The 16,046-nt window shown below is 31.5% G+C and carries 13 protein-coding genes; 4 read left to right on the top strand and 9 right to left on the bottom strand.

Translation table 11 applies throughout. From position 1 onward, the window contains the following. The 3 genes from D6T69_RS08555 to D6T69_RS08545 all read right to left on the bottom strand — a co-directional run bounded on the left by D6T69_RS08555 (window position 1) and on the right by D6T69_RS08545 (window position 4,745). Window positions 1–1,434: an ATP-grasp domain-containing protein gene (locus tag D6T69_RS08555; RefSeq protein ID WP_125067349.1), complete on the bottom strand. Its 1,434-nt coding sequence runs from the start codon at window positions 1,432–1,434 to the stop codon at window positions 1–3. Window positions 1,435–1,615: 181 nt separating this feature from the next. Continuing rightward, on the bottom strand, window positions 1,616–2,434 hold the full coding sequence (locus D6T69_RS08550; protein WP_164506708.1) for a copper resistance protein NlpE: 819 nt from the start codon (window positions 2,432–2,434) through the stop codon (window positions 1,616–1,618). A gap of 127 nt (window positions 2,435–2,561) precedes the next feature. Further along, window positions 2,562–4,745: a DUF5916 domain-containing protein gene (locus D6T69_RS08545; RefSeq protein ID WP_125067347.1), complete on the bottom strand. Its 2,184-nt coding sequence runs from the start codon at window positions 4,743–4,745 to the stop codon at window positions 2,562–2,564. A 340-nt stretch (window positions 4,746–5,085) separates the two neighbouring features. Here D6T69_RS08545 and D6T69_RS08540 point away from each other — a divergent pair, with 340 nt between their 5' ends. The 3 genes from D6T69_RS08540 to D6T69_RS08530 all read left to right on the top strand — a co-directional run bounded on the left by D6T69_RS08540 (window position 5,086) and on the right by D6T69_RS08530 (window position 9,151). Continuing rightward, the gene (locus D6T69_RS08540; RefSeq protein ID WP_164506707.1) at window positions 5,086–6,048 is read left to right on the top strand and encodes a sensor histidine kinase; all 963 of its coding nucleotides are present in this window, start codon (window positions 5,086–5,088) and stop codon (window positions 6,046–6,048) included. After that, window positions 6,045–6,746: a LytR/AlgR family response regulator transcription factor gene (locus D6T69_RS08535; RefSeq protein WP_125067345.1), complete on the top strand. Its 702-nt coding sequence runs from the start codon at window positions 6,045–6,047 to the stop codon at window positions 6,744–6,746. Before D6T69_RS08540 ends, D6T69_RS08535 begins: the two co-directional genes overlap by 4 nt. Before the next feature lie 86 nt (window positions 6,747–6,832). After that, complete coding sequence (locus D6T69_RS08530; RefSeq protein ID WP_125067344.1) at window positions 6,833–9,151, top strand: type IA DNA topoisomerase; 2,319 nt, start codon at window positions 6,833–6,835, stop codon at window positions 9,149–9,151. Here D6T69_RS08530 and D6T69_RS08525 read toward each other — a convergent pair. Then, complete coding sequence (locus D6T69_RS08525) at window positions 9,144–9,815, bottom strand: TrmH family RNA methyltransferase (RefSeq protein WP_125067343.1); 672 nt, start codon at window positions 9,813–9,815, stop codon at window positions 9,144–9,146. The genes D6T69_RS08530 and D6T69_RS08525 overlap by 8 nt on opposite strands. Window positions 9,816–9,903: 88 nt before the next feature. Between D6T69_RS08525 and D6T69_RS08520 the strand changes: the two genes are divergently transcribed. After that, window positions 9,904–10,593, top strand: a complete 690-nt coding sequence (locus D6T69_RS08520; protein WP_125067342.1) for an SIR2 family NAD-dependent protein deacylase — start codon at window positions 9,904–9,906, stop codon at window positions 10,591–10,593. Window positions 10,594–10,602: 9 nt separating this feature from the next. On the opposite strand, the gene D6T69_RS08515 is transcribed toward D6T69_RS08520, so the two are convergent. The 5 genes from D6T69_RS08515 to D6T69_RS08495 all read right to left on the bottom strand — a co-directional run bounded on the left by D6T69_RS08515 (window position 10,603) and on the right by D6T69_RS08495 (window position 16,009). Next, window positions 10,603–11,076: a DUF6495 family protein gene (locus D6T69_RS08515; RefSeq protein WP_125067341.1), complete on the bottom strand. Its 474-nt coding sequence runs from the start codon at window positions 11,074–11,076 to the stop codon at window positions 10,603–10,605. Window positions 11,077–11,197: 121 nt separating this feature from the next. Beyond that, entirely contained in the window at window positions 11,198–11,896 is a 699-nt protein-coding gene (locus D6T69_RS08510) for a peptidoglycan DD-metalloendopeptidase family protein (protein WP_125067340.1), read from the bottom strand. A gap of 105 nt (window positions 11,897–12,001) precedes the next feature. Beyond that, window positions 12,002–12,889 (bottom strand): anti-sigma factor, encoded by an 888-nt coding sequence (locus D6T69_RS08505; protein WP_125067339.1) that lies wholly within the window; start codon window positions 12,887–12,889, stop codon window positions 12,002–12,004. Window positions 12,890–12,965: 76 nt separating this feature from the next. Beyond that, the gene (locus D6T69_RS08500) at window positions 12,966–13,637 is read right to left on the bottom strand and encodes a Crp/Fnr family transcriptional regulator (RefSeq protein WP_125067338.1); all 672 of its coding nucleotides are present in this window, start codon (window positions 13,635–13,637) and stop codon (window positions 12,966–12,968) included. Window positions 13,638–13,741: 104 nt separating this feature from the next. After that, entirely contained in the window at window positions 13,742–16,009 is a 2,268-nt protein-coding gene (locus D6T69_RS08495; protein ID WP_125067337.1) for an aconitate hydratase, read from the bottom strand. Between the last annotated feature and the right edge of the window lie 37 nt (window positions 16,010–16,046).

Here is a 16,046-nt window from a genome sequence, read left to right as displayed (position 1 = left end):
TTAATATAATTCGTTTAACAGCGTACTATCGTTATTTAATGAAGTAAATAGTTTCTTTTTAAACTTTTTATTCGAGTTTATTAAACTAATACACATTTTGTCGATAGCAATGGTAGAAAGTACAGTTTGTATAAAAGTTTCTATTAAATCGTCTATACCTAAACCTAGTTTGTTATAATCTCTTCTGTCCATAATTAACAAACGATTAGTGTCTGACGTCCATTTATTTTCACCTAACTTAACCGATAAGTTAGTTCCTAACATTTGCCAAGAATCTTTACTACTTTCTAAGTTGTTTTCCAATGGTAGCAATGCTCTTCTCGAGTACATACACAATGGTTTTATTCCATCTTTTGTACTACTAATCATCATACGAATGTCTGATACAAATGTTTCTCCTTTAGCATTTGGCATTGTACCAACATGATAATATTTGCCTTTTGTGCTTACTGAACTCCAATTATAGTTACCTATTAAACTTTGTACAATAAAACGTTCATATTCGATTTCTAACTTCATAAACTCTTCTAGTTCTTGTTCGTTAACAATCGTAAAAACTCCTTGTCCTGCATTACTATAAGGTATTTTTATAACTGCTTGCCCTCCCATTTTTTTTACCCACAACGGAATTTCATTCTTGCTAACATCCCAAATAGTATCTGGGATATTTATTTTCATTCCATATTCTTCTAATTCCGTGTTGTAAATATCATATGCTTTGGCAGCTACCATTTTATTTCTTCCTCCAGCCAAACAAGTAATAATAGGGTTTAAAATCTTTGTTTTACTATTAATTGGAAATCTATTCCAAGGCTTTTGAGTTACATATCTAAAAATACCTCGTAACGGAATCCATTCTTCTTCTTGTTTTAGATAAAAGATTTCATTTTCTATTTTTATATGATCGTTATCTTTGTTTGAATAATAAGGTACAAGAAAAACATCTTCTTTAAAAACATCAGCTATAACGGCTGCATAACCTGATGTTTCCATATAATTTTTATCATAAAGTACCGCTAATCTACCATCTTTAACAAGTTTTCGCTTTTTCTCTAAGATAGGCTTAAACGTTCTTTCAATTAACAAGCGATATACTCCGTCTTCTTTATTATCATCTAACAAAGGCATTGATTTTTGACCTGATGGGCATGAGTTATTCTCTATAATAACCATATTTTTATCTCCATCTGCTGATGTTGAATTAATCAAATCTGCTCCTCCCCATAAAAAGTACTTACATTCATACGATAAAATTTCTCTAAGTTTATCTGCATTTACTTTTGGATGTAAGTGACAATACCTAGCAATAATTCGTTCCTTATCAAGATTTAAAAAAAAGTTTACCATTGGATGAATTGTGGCATTCAGTACCTTAGGATACCAATGGTTCTCGTTATTAAATGTATTAGGTTTTATAAGTTCTATTGTTTTCATTATTCTTTTAAAAATTTATTATCTCTTGTAAATACTTATTTCTACACAATTAAAAATAATAAAAAAACAAACTACCATACTTTTACCCTCGTTAATTTATAAACATATTTTAGGTTTTGTTTAAAAGTAAAAAACGTTCACCAATGGTGAACGTTTTTCTTTATGTTGCATATAAGTTGATTTACTTTTTCTGTAAAAAATATAATTTCGCTAACTCTCCTGTTATTTCTTTCCCTTCAATATCTAATTTCTGAATGGCTCCTTCTACAACTTTTAACTTATAAGGCTCTTCTTCATCATTTATTAGTGTAACCACTGTACCTGTTTTATCCCATTCAAAATTTCCTTCAACTGTTTCTTCTTCTCCTTCTCCTAAATATTTTGTAGTCATTACATAAGTACCATTATCATTTAACTGAATAGTGGTTTTAATCCCTTCACAATCTGCACATGGTAGTACCCCTTCATATTCTCCATTCCAATCTAAAGAGTTTTTTGCATTATGCTCGTCAACCACTACTTTTATTGGGTTTACATTTATATTACCTTCGATTTTCTTTGAAACAATTATAACCAATGTAGGTCGTGAAGTATAACTAGTTTCTCCACCTTCAGTAACAGAATAGTCAAAATTAATTTCTTCTCCTGTTTTAGTAAGAGATATTGGTTGAAGTTCTATTAATTTGTTACTGGCTTCAACAGTTACTGCAATTATATACTCCTTCTCAAAATCAATTGGAGTTGGTTTTCCATCTTCTCCCATTACTGTTGCCGCTCCAAAATACTTTTCAAACTCCTCTCTGCTATTTATTTTACTAGGCAATTTAGTTACATCATTTTTAATAAAATATCTTGACGCTACTTTATAAATCACTACTTTAGACTCATTCATTTCATTAGCCTCTTCTTTAACCTCCTTCGATTTCTTATTATTAAAGTTGCATCCTACTAATAAAGAAATAACTAATAATAATGTTCCTAAAAATTTTAATGTTCGCATTTTTTTATCATAATTTAATTTAACAATTAAAACACTGTATTCAGTGCTGTTTTCAGTATAAATACTGGACATATTCGCAAACAAATATTGTACCAATAAAGTTGGGCTTCTTTTCTTTTATGTCTTCTTAAAAATCAAACCTATAATTTGCTTTTAAAGCTATCCCCCAATTTTTACGTGATATATCTTGATTGTAATTATCTGAAACTACTAAGTATATATAAGATAATGGTTTATACTCCCATTGTAAACGGCTATTGATATTAAAATTATCAAACTGAGTATTGTACTGTATATAAGTAGTCCAGTTTAACCGATTAGAAAAGAATACCTCTCCTGTAAAACGCGCTAAATGAAAGGTTTCTTTTCCTAATTCGTTTAAATTTATTCTATTTCTTTCATACCTAATTTGTAAACGTGCCAAAGGCATTAATCTATACTGAGCATTTATGCTAATACCATTTTTATAACCACTGTAATAGCTACCATAACTAATATTACCTCCATATTGAAACTTTTTATTATCGGCTGAAGCATACCCAAAACCAGCATCAAAATAGCTATACTTATCTGCTATAATAGCTTTTCCATTATTTAAAGGATCAAATGCATATTTAAGGTTTACATATTCATGACGAAATCCACCATACAAAAACGATTGATCTTTAAACACTAAATCATTATTCAATACTGTAGTTGATTGAGCTACATTTCCCTGATCGTCCCAATAGGTATCGTTAGACAAATTTAAATAACGATGATTATCAAAGATCTTAGAGTTTTTATAAAACTTGGTTAAACTAATACGCCCACTGGCTTGTGTATATCCTTCACGTATAACTTCATCTAAAATGGCGTCATAGTTATATAAACGTGGTACAAAACCAACATCAGCTATATAGTTTTTTTCAACTTTTTTAATTCCTGCGTAAGCAGAAACGTTTATATTGTTATACCAAACTTCTGTATTGTAAAATTTATTATCTCCAGAAACATTACTTGTTGAACTACCTGCAAAATTTGCTAATCCTGTCCATTTATTATTTTTCGATTGATAATTTAAGTTAATTCCTGTAATTCTATTATAATCATCCTTAAAAGAGAAACCATCTGTTTCTTGCCTATTAATAAGATACCCTGTTGCTGTAAAAAGTTTTGATAATTGTTGCTGCACCACCAATGCTCCGTAATTCTGAGCTGCCTTATCGTCTTTGGCTTTTGTAGCGACATTTAATATTCCTAGTCGTGTTTTTTTAGTAATATTTCCAGATAATTTCAATCCAAAAGAAATTTCACTATCTGCTCCTATACGTCTGGAGTAAAAAGGGTTTACTCCTCTTACTCCTAAACTTGTAAATAAGTCACTGTTCTCTAAGAAAAAGTTACGGCGTTCAGGGAAAAACACGGAAAATCTACTTAAATTAGTTACTTGTCTATCAACATCTATTTGTGAAAAATCAGGATTTATAGTAGCATCTAACTTTAAAGAAGAACTTACATTAAATTGTACATCTACACTTGGTTTTACCATAGTATCTTCTACATTATTTATTACATCTTCCGAATAGTTCATAGTAACAGATGGTGTTATAACAAATCTGGATGACTTATTCTCCGACAACTTTTCTACTTCGAACACTTTGGTAAATCGTAAATCAAATTGCGTATAATTACGATCTATTAACGTGCTAGTTGTCCACTCATTTAATTTAATATTTCTTGTGTGAAACATGACTCCCCATTCGGCAGAATCAACCTTATAACCTAAGGCTTTTAAAGGAATTTCTATTTCAAATATTTTTAAATTTCCTTTTACTGAAGTTCTTGCATTCCAAACAGTATTCCAACTAGTACTTACTTTAAAACCATCTCCATTTCTAGATACTAATGCATCTACTAAAGCACCTCCCATATTGACAATGAAAAAATAACCTGATTGTTGTTGATTATAGGTGTCTAAAATTATAGCAAAAGAATCGCTATCAGCTCCTGATGTTCCAATATCATCCCTTTTTAAAGACCCTATTTGAACAACATCAGTTATGTCTTCATATACAGCACTTATATATAACTTTTTACCATTATGAAACATTTTTACCTCAGTTTTGTTAGAAGCTAAATCTCCATTATTAGGTATATAATTAAGAAACTCTCCTTCTGGAGTTAATTTGTTCCATATAGGTTCATTTAATTTTCCGTCTAATTGAATACTACTATCACTGAAAATTATTTTGCTTGTTTTTTCTTCGGACTGAGCCTGAACGCACAACACTTCAAAAGCTAACATTAAAAAAAATACAACTCTCTTCATTTACATAAATTAAAAATTAATAAAGTGCTATAATTTTTATAGCACATTTGGTAAACAAAACTATCTTAGAGATATACTTGTATTAAAAAAATAGACTAATAAGTTGCTTTTACAGTCAGAAAGTTATATTTAAAAGAAACTAAGTTTAGTCTATTATTTTTTTATTTCTAGCTACAAAAAACCAGCTTTAAGCTACTTTTAATTTGTCTCTACTTTAAAATTGTATTTTAGCGCACACATGTATATTTTAAAAAACATAGTACAATTTTTTAAGGCTCCTGTAGTAAAACAGTTTTTGTTTTGGCTAGGAGTATATATCTATTTTATTGGCACTGTAAACATGAATTATTACAGTGGTTATCCTGAAGTTTTAGAACATTTTGCTATTTATGTTTTATGTCAATTTATTGTCGCTTACATTTGCCTTAACTTTTTAATTCCTAATTTTTTAATTCCCAAAAAAAACATTCAATTTACAATATACCTTTTGCTTTTATTAGTTGGTGTGTTTGTTATTTTTGTAGGACTTCATGAATACTCCCACATTCCTAAATATTTTAAACCTAAAAATAGTAGTGTATATGATTCTAGTAAGATGTTTTGGGAAAAATTATTGGATCTTCGAGTATTTCTAGGAAAGTCTACAATAATTTTAACCCCCACTATATTATTAGTTATCGCTAAGTTTTACAAAGACCAACAAGCTTACTTACAACTTAATGAGCAAAAAATGTTTACAGAACTATCTGTTTTAAAACATCAATTAAATCCGCATTTTTTATTCAATACTTTAAATAATTTGTACGCTTTATCTATAGAAAAATCTGATGAAGCTCCTGAGGTGATTGCAAAACTCTCAGAAATGTTAGATTATATGTTGTATGGATGTAACGACAAATATGTGTCGTTAAAAAAAGAAATTGAACTAATAGAAAACTATCTCACTTTGGAAAAAGTTAGATATGATGAACGTGTAGAAATTAGTTTTAATAAAGAAGTAAAACCTGATGTTAAAATTGCCCCATTAATTCTTCTTACCTTTATAGAAAATGCCTTTAAACATGGAGTTTCTCAAGAGTTGAAGAAAGCTTTTATACACATAAATGTTTCTGCGGAAGAAAAATTTATAACCTTTAATATTGTAAATTCTAAAGCAAAAAATAGTATAGCTGGAAATAAAAAAAGTATTGGACTAAACAACGTAAAAAAGCAATTAGAATTATTATATCTAAACAACTATTCTTTAGAGATTAAAGAAGACTCTTATAGTTTTAATTTATACTTAAAATTACCTATAAAATGACGTACAAATGTTTAATAGTTGATGATGAAAAATTAGCGAGAGGTCTTATAAAAACACACTTATCTCAATTGGATGATTTTGAGTTAATCGCTTCTTGTAGTAGTGCCATTGAAGCCAGTAATATACTTCAAAATGAAACTATTGATTTATTATTTTTAGATATTGAGATGCCTGTTTTAAAAGGCACTGATTTTTTTAAAAACCTAGTGCACAAACCCAAAGTTATTTTTACCACAGCTTATAGAGATTATGCTGTTGAAGGGTTTGAGCTAAATGCAATCGACTATATTTTAAAACCTATAACTTTTCAACGCTTTTTTAGTGCTATACAAAAGTTTAAAGCTTCACAAAAAGAAAATATTTTTAATACTTCAGTTTCTATTCCAGAAAATAAAAACTCTTTTATTTATATAAGAAAAGACCGAAAGCAAGTAAAAGTTCATTTAGATTCTATTTTGTACATAGAAAGTCTAAAAGACTACATTAAAATACATTTAGAAAAAGAAAAGCATGTTACCAAATCTAGTATATCAGCTTTTGAAGAAAAGTTAGATCATCGTTTTGTAAGAATACATCGCTCATATATTATTAATAAAGGCAAAATTACTGCATATACTAAAAACGACATTGAGATCGGAAAAATTGAAATTCCTATTGGTGAAAACTTTCGAAATAACCTAACTTTTATTGATTCATAATTAATTACAGTTGTTAAACCTTCATCTAAGAACATCGTTTAACATTCACAAATAATTTAGTAATTTCGGCTTTCTAATTTATGTAAATGAAAGTTTGTATCGCCGAAAAACCGAGTGTAGCCCGTGAGATTGCTAATATCTTAGGAGCCAATACCAAACGAGATGGATATTTCGAAGGGAATGGCTATGCAGTTACGTATACATTCGGTCATTTATGCACACTTTTAGAACCTAAAGACTACAAACCTCACTGGAAAAGCTGGGATTTAAATAACCTCCCTATGCTTCCTGAGCGTTTCGATACTAAGGTTACCAACGATAGTGGTATTCAAAAACAGTTCAAAATTGTTAAGTCTTTATTTGAAAAAGCCGATGTGGTTATCAACTGTGGGGATGCTGGGCAAGAAGGAGAACTCATTCAACGATGGGTAATTAATCAAGCAAACTACAAAGGTAAAATCCAACGATTATGGATTTCTTCCTTAACCGAAGAAGCTATAAAAGAAGGTTTTGAAAACCTAAAAGACAACGACGATTATAACAATTTATATTACGCGGGATTTTCTCGTGCTATTGGTGATTGGCTATTAGGCTTAAATGCTACTCGTTTGTACACTGTAAAATTTGGCGGTTACAAACAAGTGTTATCTATTGGTAGAGTACAAACTCCTACCCTAGCTATGTTGGTAGATCGTTATAAGGAAATTCAAAACTTTAAACCTGAACCTTATTGGGAGCTACAAACGCAATACCGTGAAACTTTATTTAGTTGTGAAGAAGGTCGCTTTTTAAAGAAAGAAGACGGACAAGCTTTTGCCGACAAGGTAAAAGAAAGTGATTTTGAAATAACCTCGGTTACTAAGAAAAAAGGGAAAGAATATGCACCTAAACTGTTTGATTTAACAGGCTTACAGGTATACTGTAACAACAAATTTGGATTTTCAGCAGATGAAACCTTAAAAATTGTTCAGAAACTATACGAAATGAAAGTAGTTACGTACCCTAGAGTAGATACTACTTTTTTACCGAATGATATTTACCCTAAAGTTCCAAATATTTTAAAAGGATTAAAACAATATGCTTCATTAACACAACCTTTATTAGGAAAGAAAATACGTAAATCGAGTAAAGTTTTTAACGATAAAAAAGTTACCGATCACCATGCTATTATTCCTACAGGAATAGAAATCAATCTGCAATACAATCAACAACAAGTGTATGATATCATTGTAAAACGATTTATTGCTGTGTTTTATCCTGATAGCGATATTTCAAAAACCGAAGTTAAAGGAGAAGCTGATAAAGTACCTTTTAGAACTTCAGGAAAAGAAATACTTACCAAAGGTTGGCGAGCTGTTTTTGAGTATGGAAATGATTCTAAAAAAACAGAAGATAAGGATGTGCTTCCAACTTTTGAAAAAGGAGAAAAAGGTCCGCACGAACCTTCTTTTTTAGAAAAAGAAACCAAACCACCTCGTAATTATACCGAAGCTAGTTTATTACGTGCCATGGAAACTGCTGGGAAGCAAGTAGATGATGATGAAATGCGTGAATTAATGAAGGAAAATGGTATTGGACGACCATCTACACGTGCAAGTATTATTGAAACGTTGTTTAGAAGAAAATACATTGAGCGTCAAAAAAAATTGATTATTCCTACCCAAACTGGTATCGACTTGATTGATTTAATTGATAATGAGCTTTTAAAATCTGCTGAATTAACAGGACTCTGGGAAAAACGTTTGAAAGAAATTGAACGTGGTGAATACCATGCTGCTACATTTATCAATCAGATGAAAAAAATGGTAGACGATTTAGTCTACGAAGTACGTTCAAGCTCTAAAACCAAACGAATTTCTTACGAAGCTCAAAAAACTAAACAAAAACCTAAAAAAACAACTTCTAAAAAGAAAACAGTTGTTGGTAAAGAATGTCCAAAATGTAAAAAAGGTCAATTATTAAAAGGAAGTGCTGCTTATGGCTGTTCTGCTTATAAAAATGGTTGTGATTTTACATTGTCTTTTGAATTTATGGATAAAAAAATATCCGAAAACCAACTAATTCGTTTACTTGACAAAGGTTGTACTACCAACTTAAAAGGGTTCAAACAGGAAGATAAAAAAGTAGAAGGTTTGGTTCGTTTTGATGATCATTTCAATTTAAAATTCGAACCTAAAAAAACGAGTTCTAATGTCATTTCGAGTGATAACGAGAAATCTCATTCTGACACCTTAACCTGTCCTAAATGTAATAAAGGAACTGTTTTAAAAGGAAAGTCTGCCTATGGATGTTCTGAATACAAAAATGGTTGTGACTTTGTGTTTACTTTTGAAAACATCAAAAAAATGGCTAACGGACAACCGTTAACCAAAGAGTTAGTATATAAATTTTTGACTTCTAAGTAAGTTCTTTATAGTAGTACTCTATCAGCTTCTCTGGATTTTTAATCGTATTTTTTATCCATTTAAAGTACAATACTTTCTTTTCTTCTTCTGAAAGTTGCCAATGCATATCTGTTCTTTTCAAACGTGTAGTTACATCTTGTAAAGTAATAGCTGCTGCTACTGAAATATTTAAACTCTCAGTAAAACCTACCATTGGAATTTTTAAAAACCCATCCGCTTCTTGTTTGATATAATCTGAAATACCATCTTTTTCAGCTCCAAAAACAAATGCCGATTTTTTTGTCACATCAAAATCGGGTAAAACGCAAGAATCAGTATGTGGAGTGGTTCCTATAATTTGGTATCCTTTTGCTCGTAAATCTTCTAAACAGGCTTTGGTATTATCTCCATCTTCTTTATACCGATGAATATCTAACCATTTCTGACTTCCTTTCGCCACATGCCTTGATACTTTATTGGTGAATTTGTTCTCAATTGCATACACATCTTGCACTCCAAAAATATCGCAACTTCTCACCACCGCACTGGCATTGTGTGGTTGGTAAATATCTTCTAACACTACCGTGAAATGACGTGTGCGCTCGTTCAGTACTTTTTCAAACGTTTCCTTTCTTTTCTCTGTAATATACCCTTCTAAATAGGCTAATAATCCTTCATCAATCATATAACAAACATAGTAATTTTTCCTATTTTTAGTCGCAGGGCGACAGCCTAGTATTTATTTTCTTAAACTTGCAACAAAATTTATATCTATGAAAAAACGATTGGTGGTATTAACAGGAGCAGGAATTAGTGCCGAAAGCGGTATTAAAACTTTTAGGGATGCTGATGGCTTATGGGAAGGTCATGACATTTATGAAGTGGCTTCTCCACAAGGGTTTCGTGCTAATCCTGAGTTAGTGTTAGATTTTTATAATCAACGTAGAAAGCAACTTTTAGAAGTTTCTCCTAATAAAGCACATCATAACCTAGTTTCTTTAGAAAGTGATTTTGAAGTTGACATTATTACGCAAAACGTAGATGATTTACACGAAAGAGCAGGAAACAAAAATGTAATACACCTACATGGCGAACTATTAAAAGCTCGCAGTACTAAAAACAAACATCTTGTTTATAATTGGAATAAAGATATTGTTATGGGTGATGTATGTGAAGAAAATGCTCAATTACGCCCACATATTGTTTGGTTTGGTGAAGATGTCCCTTTATTGGAAAAAGCTGCTGAAATCACCTTACAAGCAGGTATTTTGGTAATTATTGGTACATCTATGCAAGTATACCCTGCTGCTAGTTTGGTTAATTATGTACAGCATAATACACCTATTTATTTTATAGATCCTAAACCTGCTGTAAATAAAAACGCCTTCAATAACTTAACTATTATTGAAGACGTTGCTAGTTCTGGTACTGATAAATTAATTACAATACTTAAACAAGCTTAATATAAGGCTTTATGAATTTGATGTTAATCGATCAAAATACTCGTACAGTTCTCCTTTAGAAATAGTACTTCCTTTCTCAATCAAGTCAAAAATTTCAGCATTTCTTTCTTCTTGATATGCTTTTGAACCTCTTAAAAACTCAATCGCTTCATCATTTGGATTTTTTAATAGCCATTCAAATCCTTCTTGCTCTAAAACATTAATCTCTTTATATATTTTTATCACAATGCGATGCATTTCATTTTCTTCGCATTTAAATAGGTTTACTAAATTTGGAGAAAAATGTTCTAAGTACTCAGTTCTCGTCAATACATCATCCCAAACAACATCGCTAAATACATTCATTTCATCTTCTGCTACATGTGGTTTCTCTTTTTTTAGTTCATCCCATTCTTTTTTATCAATGTTTTGTGATGCTAAAAAACGTGCAAACTCTTCGTGTAATCCTTCAAACTGCTCCTTTGTAAGTTGTCTATATTTCAAACGTTTTAAGTTTTTTAATTAATTGATTTATTATAATTATAAAATTAAGAACGTTGGCAACCACTCGCTACACTAGTTCTCTCATTAAAAATTTTAAACAGATTCTTTTCTGAAGAAGTTTTTAAAATTTATTAATGTTCGTTTCATTTGACAATTTTAATAATAAATTGGGGTTAGGACAATTTTCCTTGTAAAAATCTAAGGTCTTTTTTGAAGACACTCCTGGGTAATCTCCTTTGTAATCTTCGATGTCTATTATTAATTGGAAATGCAAATGCGGAGCGTAGTCTCCGTTTACAGAACTATCTCCTAAGGTTCCAATCTTCTCTTCTTGTTTAACTTTTTTTCCAACTGATATATCTTCTAAAGATTCTAAGGATAAATGACCATACAATGAATAAAATTCATTTCCTTCTATTGAATGTTTGATAATAATTGTAGGTCCATAATCTCCATAGTTTACATTGTTTTTAAAACTATGAATTTCTCCATCTAATACTGCTAAAATATCTGTACCTGCATCACACCATAAATCCACTCCTAAATGAATATTTCGTTGATTTTCTTCTGATAATTTATTGAAATGTTCACTTCTACTATAAATATCTCTTATTTCTAGATATCCTCCAAAAGCAACTGTTTTTTTATGTTTTAAAAAATAATTTTCTAAATATGCTTCCCATTCTTTTGATGAAGAAACGTCAAAAGTTAACTCTTTGTTAGATGCAGCTATTGAAATTGGAATGTACTCACTAAAAGGAATACTGGCATCAATTACATACAATGGTTTTTGAGAAATATTACTTAAAAAATCTGTCATAAAATAGTTTTATATAAAAATAAGAGTAACCAAAAATAATTGATTACTCTTAAAATAAGGGGAATTAAGCGTATTAATTAAATTTTAAACGCGATACAATTTTTGTTATCTTGAAACTGTTCCTGTAATAGCTACCAATGGTCCAGCTCCTAAATCAATAGCTACATGATCTTGAGCATCATCAGCTACTTTTTTAGCTAATGGTTTAAGAGCAAAGGGTGTTGGACTATTATCTGGGTTCGGTTCTACTGTAATTACAATAGTTGAACCTCTTAAATCAGTTGGAAAAGTTACTCCACTTGGGGCATTCACTAAGAAATCTTCACCTGGAAAAAATCCATCAGCTCCATTTGGCGCTGGTAAATCCATAGGACCACTAAAACCATCAAACTCATCTGTTGCAGCAAGCTTTGTAAATTTACCTGTAGTAACAGGTACTCCATTTATCACAGCCCATCCTTCATATTTCCATCCTTCATCTAGTTCTGGTAATCCTAAACCTACTTGTGGTGGCATCCCTGGCTCTAAAAACCAAACACCACTTCGTTCATTTGTATTTTCTCCATCTGTTGGAGTTGCTAAAATAAATTTACCCCAAGAGCTACTAAAATCTCCAACAATATTCGAGTTTATAGAGGCACTATTTCCTGAAAAATCTCCTGCTAAAATTTTAGTCTTTGATGGTGCTGGGTCTGGGTCGTTTGTTGGTTCAATAGTTAAAACAAAAGTTGATGCCGCTGATAACATATCTGAATCAATCACAAAAGAGCTTCGTGATAATTCTCCTGAATCATTTACATTAAAAGTTCCTGTTGATTCTGGCGAACCTCCTACAATTATCCAACCTTCATACACATAATCTGCTCCTAAATTTTCTAAACCGCTAACACTTAAACTTAAGTTTGATGTTTTTGGTGTATTGTCGTCGTCATCGCTACAAGCAGCAAAAGTTAACATGCTTACTGCTGCTATTGTTAAAAGTATTTTCTTCATTGTTTTTGTAATTTTGAATTTGTACAAAAACAAAGTTACTTGCATGTTTTCTATTAAAATGTTAGCTAGCTTACACTTACGCTACTTTTTTAAGTAAACGTATTTCTTTTCTGTTAAAATCAATAACTTTTTCTTGCTTTAACTCATTCATTAAAGTATTTAATGTAGGTCTTGAAGTTCCTATTAGAGTTGCAATATCTTTTTGTGTATATGGGTGTTCTATTACTTGATCTCCTGTTTTTTCACATTCATGTCCATACTCTTCACACAACTCTTTGAAAAACTCTAATAGACGAGTACGTGTGTCTTTAAATAATAATAACTGAAGTCTTCTTTCTAACTTTTTCATTCGCAATCCAATAAATTTGTAAATCTTAAAACTTACAGATACATTATCTTGCATTAATGAATACATTGTTTCTTTGGATACAGGACAAATTTCCGTAGCATTATCAATTGATTGGGCAAATTCATTTCGCTTTTCAACTCCCAAAATAGCTTTTTCTCCAAATATTTCTCCTTTGGTTAATATCGCTTTGATTACTTCTTCGCCTTCTTCTGTGTAGTATCCTATTTTTACCTTTCCTTTATCTATTAAATAAATTTTGTTAGCGGCATCTTCTTCAAAATAGATATAGTCTTTCTTTTTATACTTATTCAGTATATGATTTTCCTTAAAAGAAGGATATTTATGTGGGCATAATATTTTAAATAAGTTAACATCCTCAAAATACCAAAGTGCACTCATAGTTTTTACTTTTAAATTTAGGTCGAAAGAATAGAGTATTCTTTACAAAAAAAAGCTCTGGAGTTTACCAGAGCTTTTACTATTTATTGTTGAATTATATTCAACTAAGCATTTTGTTTTTTAATTAAATTTAGAGCAGAACCTTCTTTATACCATTCAATTTGCCCTTCGTTATATGTATGATTCGCAATAACTATGTCTTTTGAACCATCAGCATGAACCACTTCAATAGTTAATGGTTTATTTGGAGCAAACTCATGTAAATCTATAAAATTAAACGTGTCATCTTCTTGAATTAAATCGTAATCTGCTTCATTATCAAATGTTAACCCTAACATACCTTGTTTTTTCAAGTTCGTTTCATGAATACGCGCAAATGATTTTACTAATACAGCAGCCACACCTAAATGACGAGGCTCCATAGCTGCATGCTCACGCGAAGAACCTTCACCATAGTTATGATCTCCCACAACAATTGTTTTGATTCCTTTCGCTTTATATTCACGCTGTACTTTAGGAACAGCATCATATTCTCCTGTTAATTGATTTTTCACGAAGTTTGTCTTCATGTTAAAAGCATTTACTGCTCCAATTAACATATTGTTAGAAATATTGTCCAAGTGTCCACGATAACGTAACCAAGGTCCTGCCATAGAAATATGATCAGTCGTACATTTACCATGTGCTTTGATTAATAGTTTAGCATCTTTAATAGTATCTCCTAGCGGTTCAAATGGAGTTAACAACTCTAAACGTTCTGAATTTGGATCTACCACAACTTCTATATGACTTCCATCTGCTTCTGGTGCTAAATACCCATTGTCATCAACTTCAAATCCTTTTGGAGGCAATTCCCAACCTGTTGGTTCATCTAACATTACCTCTTCTCCATTCTCGTTGATTAGTTTATCTTTCAACGGATTAAAATCCAAGCGTCCTGCAATGGCAATGGCAGCTGTTAATTCTGGTGAAGCTACAAATGCATGCGTGTTTGGATTTCCATCGGCACGTTTTGCAAAGTTTCTATTAAATGAATGCACAATAGAATTTTTAGGAGCATTCTTTGGGTCTTCATAACGCCCCCATTGACCAATACATGGTCCACACGCGTTGGTAAATATTTTTGCATCTAAGTTTTCAAAAACTTGTAAGATACCATCTCTTTCAGCAGTATAACGTACTTGCTCTGACCCTGGGTTAATTCCAAACTCTGCTTTCGTTTTCAATCCTTTATCTATTGCTTGTTGTGCAATAGAAGCAGCACGTGATAAATCTTCATAAGAAGAGTTTGTACAAGATCCTATTAATCCCCATTCAACTTGTAATGGCCAATCATTTGCTTGTGCTTTCTCCGTCATTTCTTTTCCTACTGGAGTAGATAAATCTGGCGTGAAAGGTCCGTTTAATAATGGCCCTAATTCTGATAAGTTAATCTCAATTACCTGATCAAAATATTGCTCAGGGCTTGCATATACTTCAGCATCAGCTGTTAAGTATTCTTTAATTTCATTTGCAGCATCTGCTACATCGTTTCTATCTGTAGCACGTAAATAACGTTCCATAGAGGCATCGTAACCAAAAGTAGAAGTTGTAGCTCCAATTTCTGCTCCCATATTACAAATGGTTCCTTTACCTGTACATGACATCGCTGTAGCTCCTGGACCAAAATATTCAACGATAGCACCTGTTCCTCCTTTTACTGTTAGAATTTCTGCTACTTTTAAAATTACATCTTTAGGTGCTGTCCAACCAGATAACTTCCCTGTTAATTTTACACCTATTAACTTAGGGAATTTCAATTCCCATGGCATACCAGCCATTACATCTACTGCATCAGCACCACCTACACCAATAGCTACCATTCCTAACCCTCCTGCATTTACTGTGTGAGAATCCGTTCCAATCATCATTCCTCCTGGAAATGCGTAGTTTTCCAATACTACTTGATGAATAATTCCTGCTCCTGGTTTCCAAAAGCCAATTCCATATTTATTAGAAACTGATTCTAAGAAATTGAATACTTCATTTGAGTTATTTAACGCAGTTTGTAAATCTGTTGAAGCACCAACTTTTGCCTGAATTAAGTGGTCGCAATGTACTGTTGTTGGTACTGCTACTTTATCTTTTCCTGCTTGCATAAATTGTAACAATGCCATTTGCGCTGTTGCATCTTGACAAGCGATACGGTCTGGAGCAAAATCAACATAATCCTTTCCTCTTTCGAAAGCTTTCGTTGGTGTTCCATCCCAAAGATGTGTGTATAAAATTTTCTCTGCTAATGTTAAAGGTTTTCCTGTAATTTTACGGGCAGCATCTACTCGTTCAACTACTTTACTGTACACCTCTTTTATCATATTAATATCAAAAGCCATATATGTAATTTTTTTGTTGCTGTACGAATTTACCAAA

It is taken from the genome of Tenacibaculum singaporense (assembly GCF_003867015.1).
GTDB classification, from domain to species: Bacteria; Bacteroidota; Bacteroidia; order Flavobacteriales; family Flavobacteriaceae; genus Polaribacter; species Polaribacter singaporensis.
The sequence above is the reverse complement of the archived record's forward strand: the minus strand, read 5'-3'. Positions and strand labels throughout refer to the sequence as shown.

Coding starts and splice junctions, on each gene's coding strand:
- D6T69_RS08555 (WP_125067349.1), bottom strand. CDS start 1,434: ATGAAAACAATAGAACTTATAAAACCTAATACATTTAATAACGAGAAC.
- D6T69_RS08550 (WP_164506708.1), bottom strand. CDS start 2,434: ATGCGAACATTAAAATTTTTAGGAACATTATTATTAGTTATTTCTTTA.
- D6T69_RS08545 (WP_125067347.1), bottom strand. CDS start 4,745: ATGAAGAGAGTTGTATTTTTTTTAATGTTAGCTTTTGAAGTGTTGTGC.
- D6T69_RS08540 (WP_164506707.1), top strand. CDS start 5,086: ATGAATTATTACAGTGGTTATCCTGAAGTTTTAGAACATTTTGCTATT.
- D6T69_RS08535 (WP_125067345.1), top strand. CDS start 6,045: ATGACGTACAAATGTTTAATAGTTGATGATGAAAAATTAGCGAGAGGT.
- D6T69_RS08530 (WP_125067344.1), top strand. CDS start 6,833: ATGAAAGTTTGTATCGCCGAAAAACCGAGTGTAGCCCGTGAGATTGCT.
- D6T69_RS08525 (WP_125067343.1), bottom strand. CDS start 9,815: ATGATTGATGAAGGATTATTAGCCTATTTAGAAGGGTATATTACAGAG.
- D6T69_RS08520 (WP_125067342.1), top strand. CDS start 9,904: ATGAAAAAACGATTGGTGGTATTAACAGGAGCAGGAATTAGTGCCGAA.
- D6T69_RS08510 (WP_125067340.1), bottom strand. CDS start 11,896: ATGACAGATTTTTTAAGTAATATTTCTCAAAAACCATTGTATGTAATT.
- D6T69_RS08505 (WP_125067339.1), bottom strand. CDS start 12,889: ATGAAGAAAATACTTTTAACAATAGCAGCAGTAAGCATGTTAACTTTT.
- D6T69_RS08500 (WP_125067338.1), bottom strand. CDS start 13,637: ATGAGTGCACTTTGGTATTTTGAGGATGTTAACTTATTTAAAATATTA.
- D6T69_RS08495 (WP_125067337.1), bottom strand. CDS start 16,009: ATGGCTTTTGATATTAATATGATAAAAGAGGTGTACAGTAAAGTAGTT.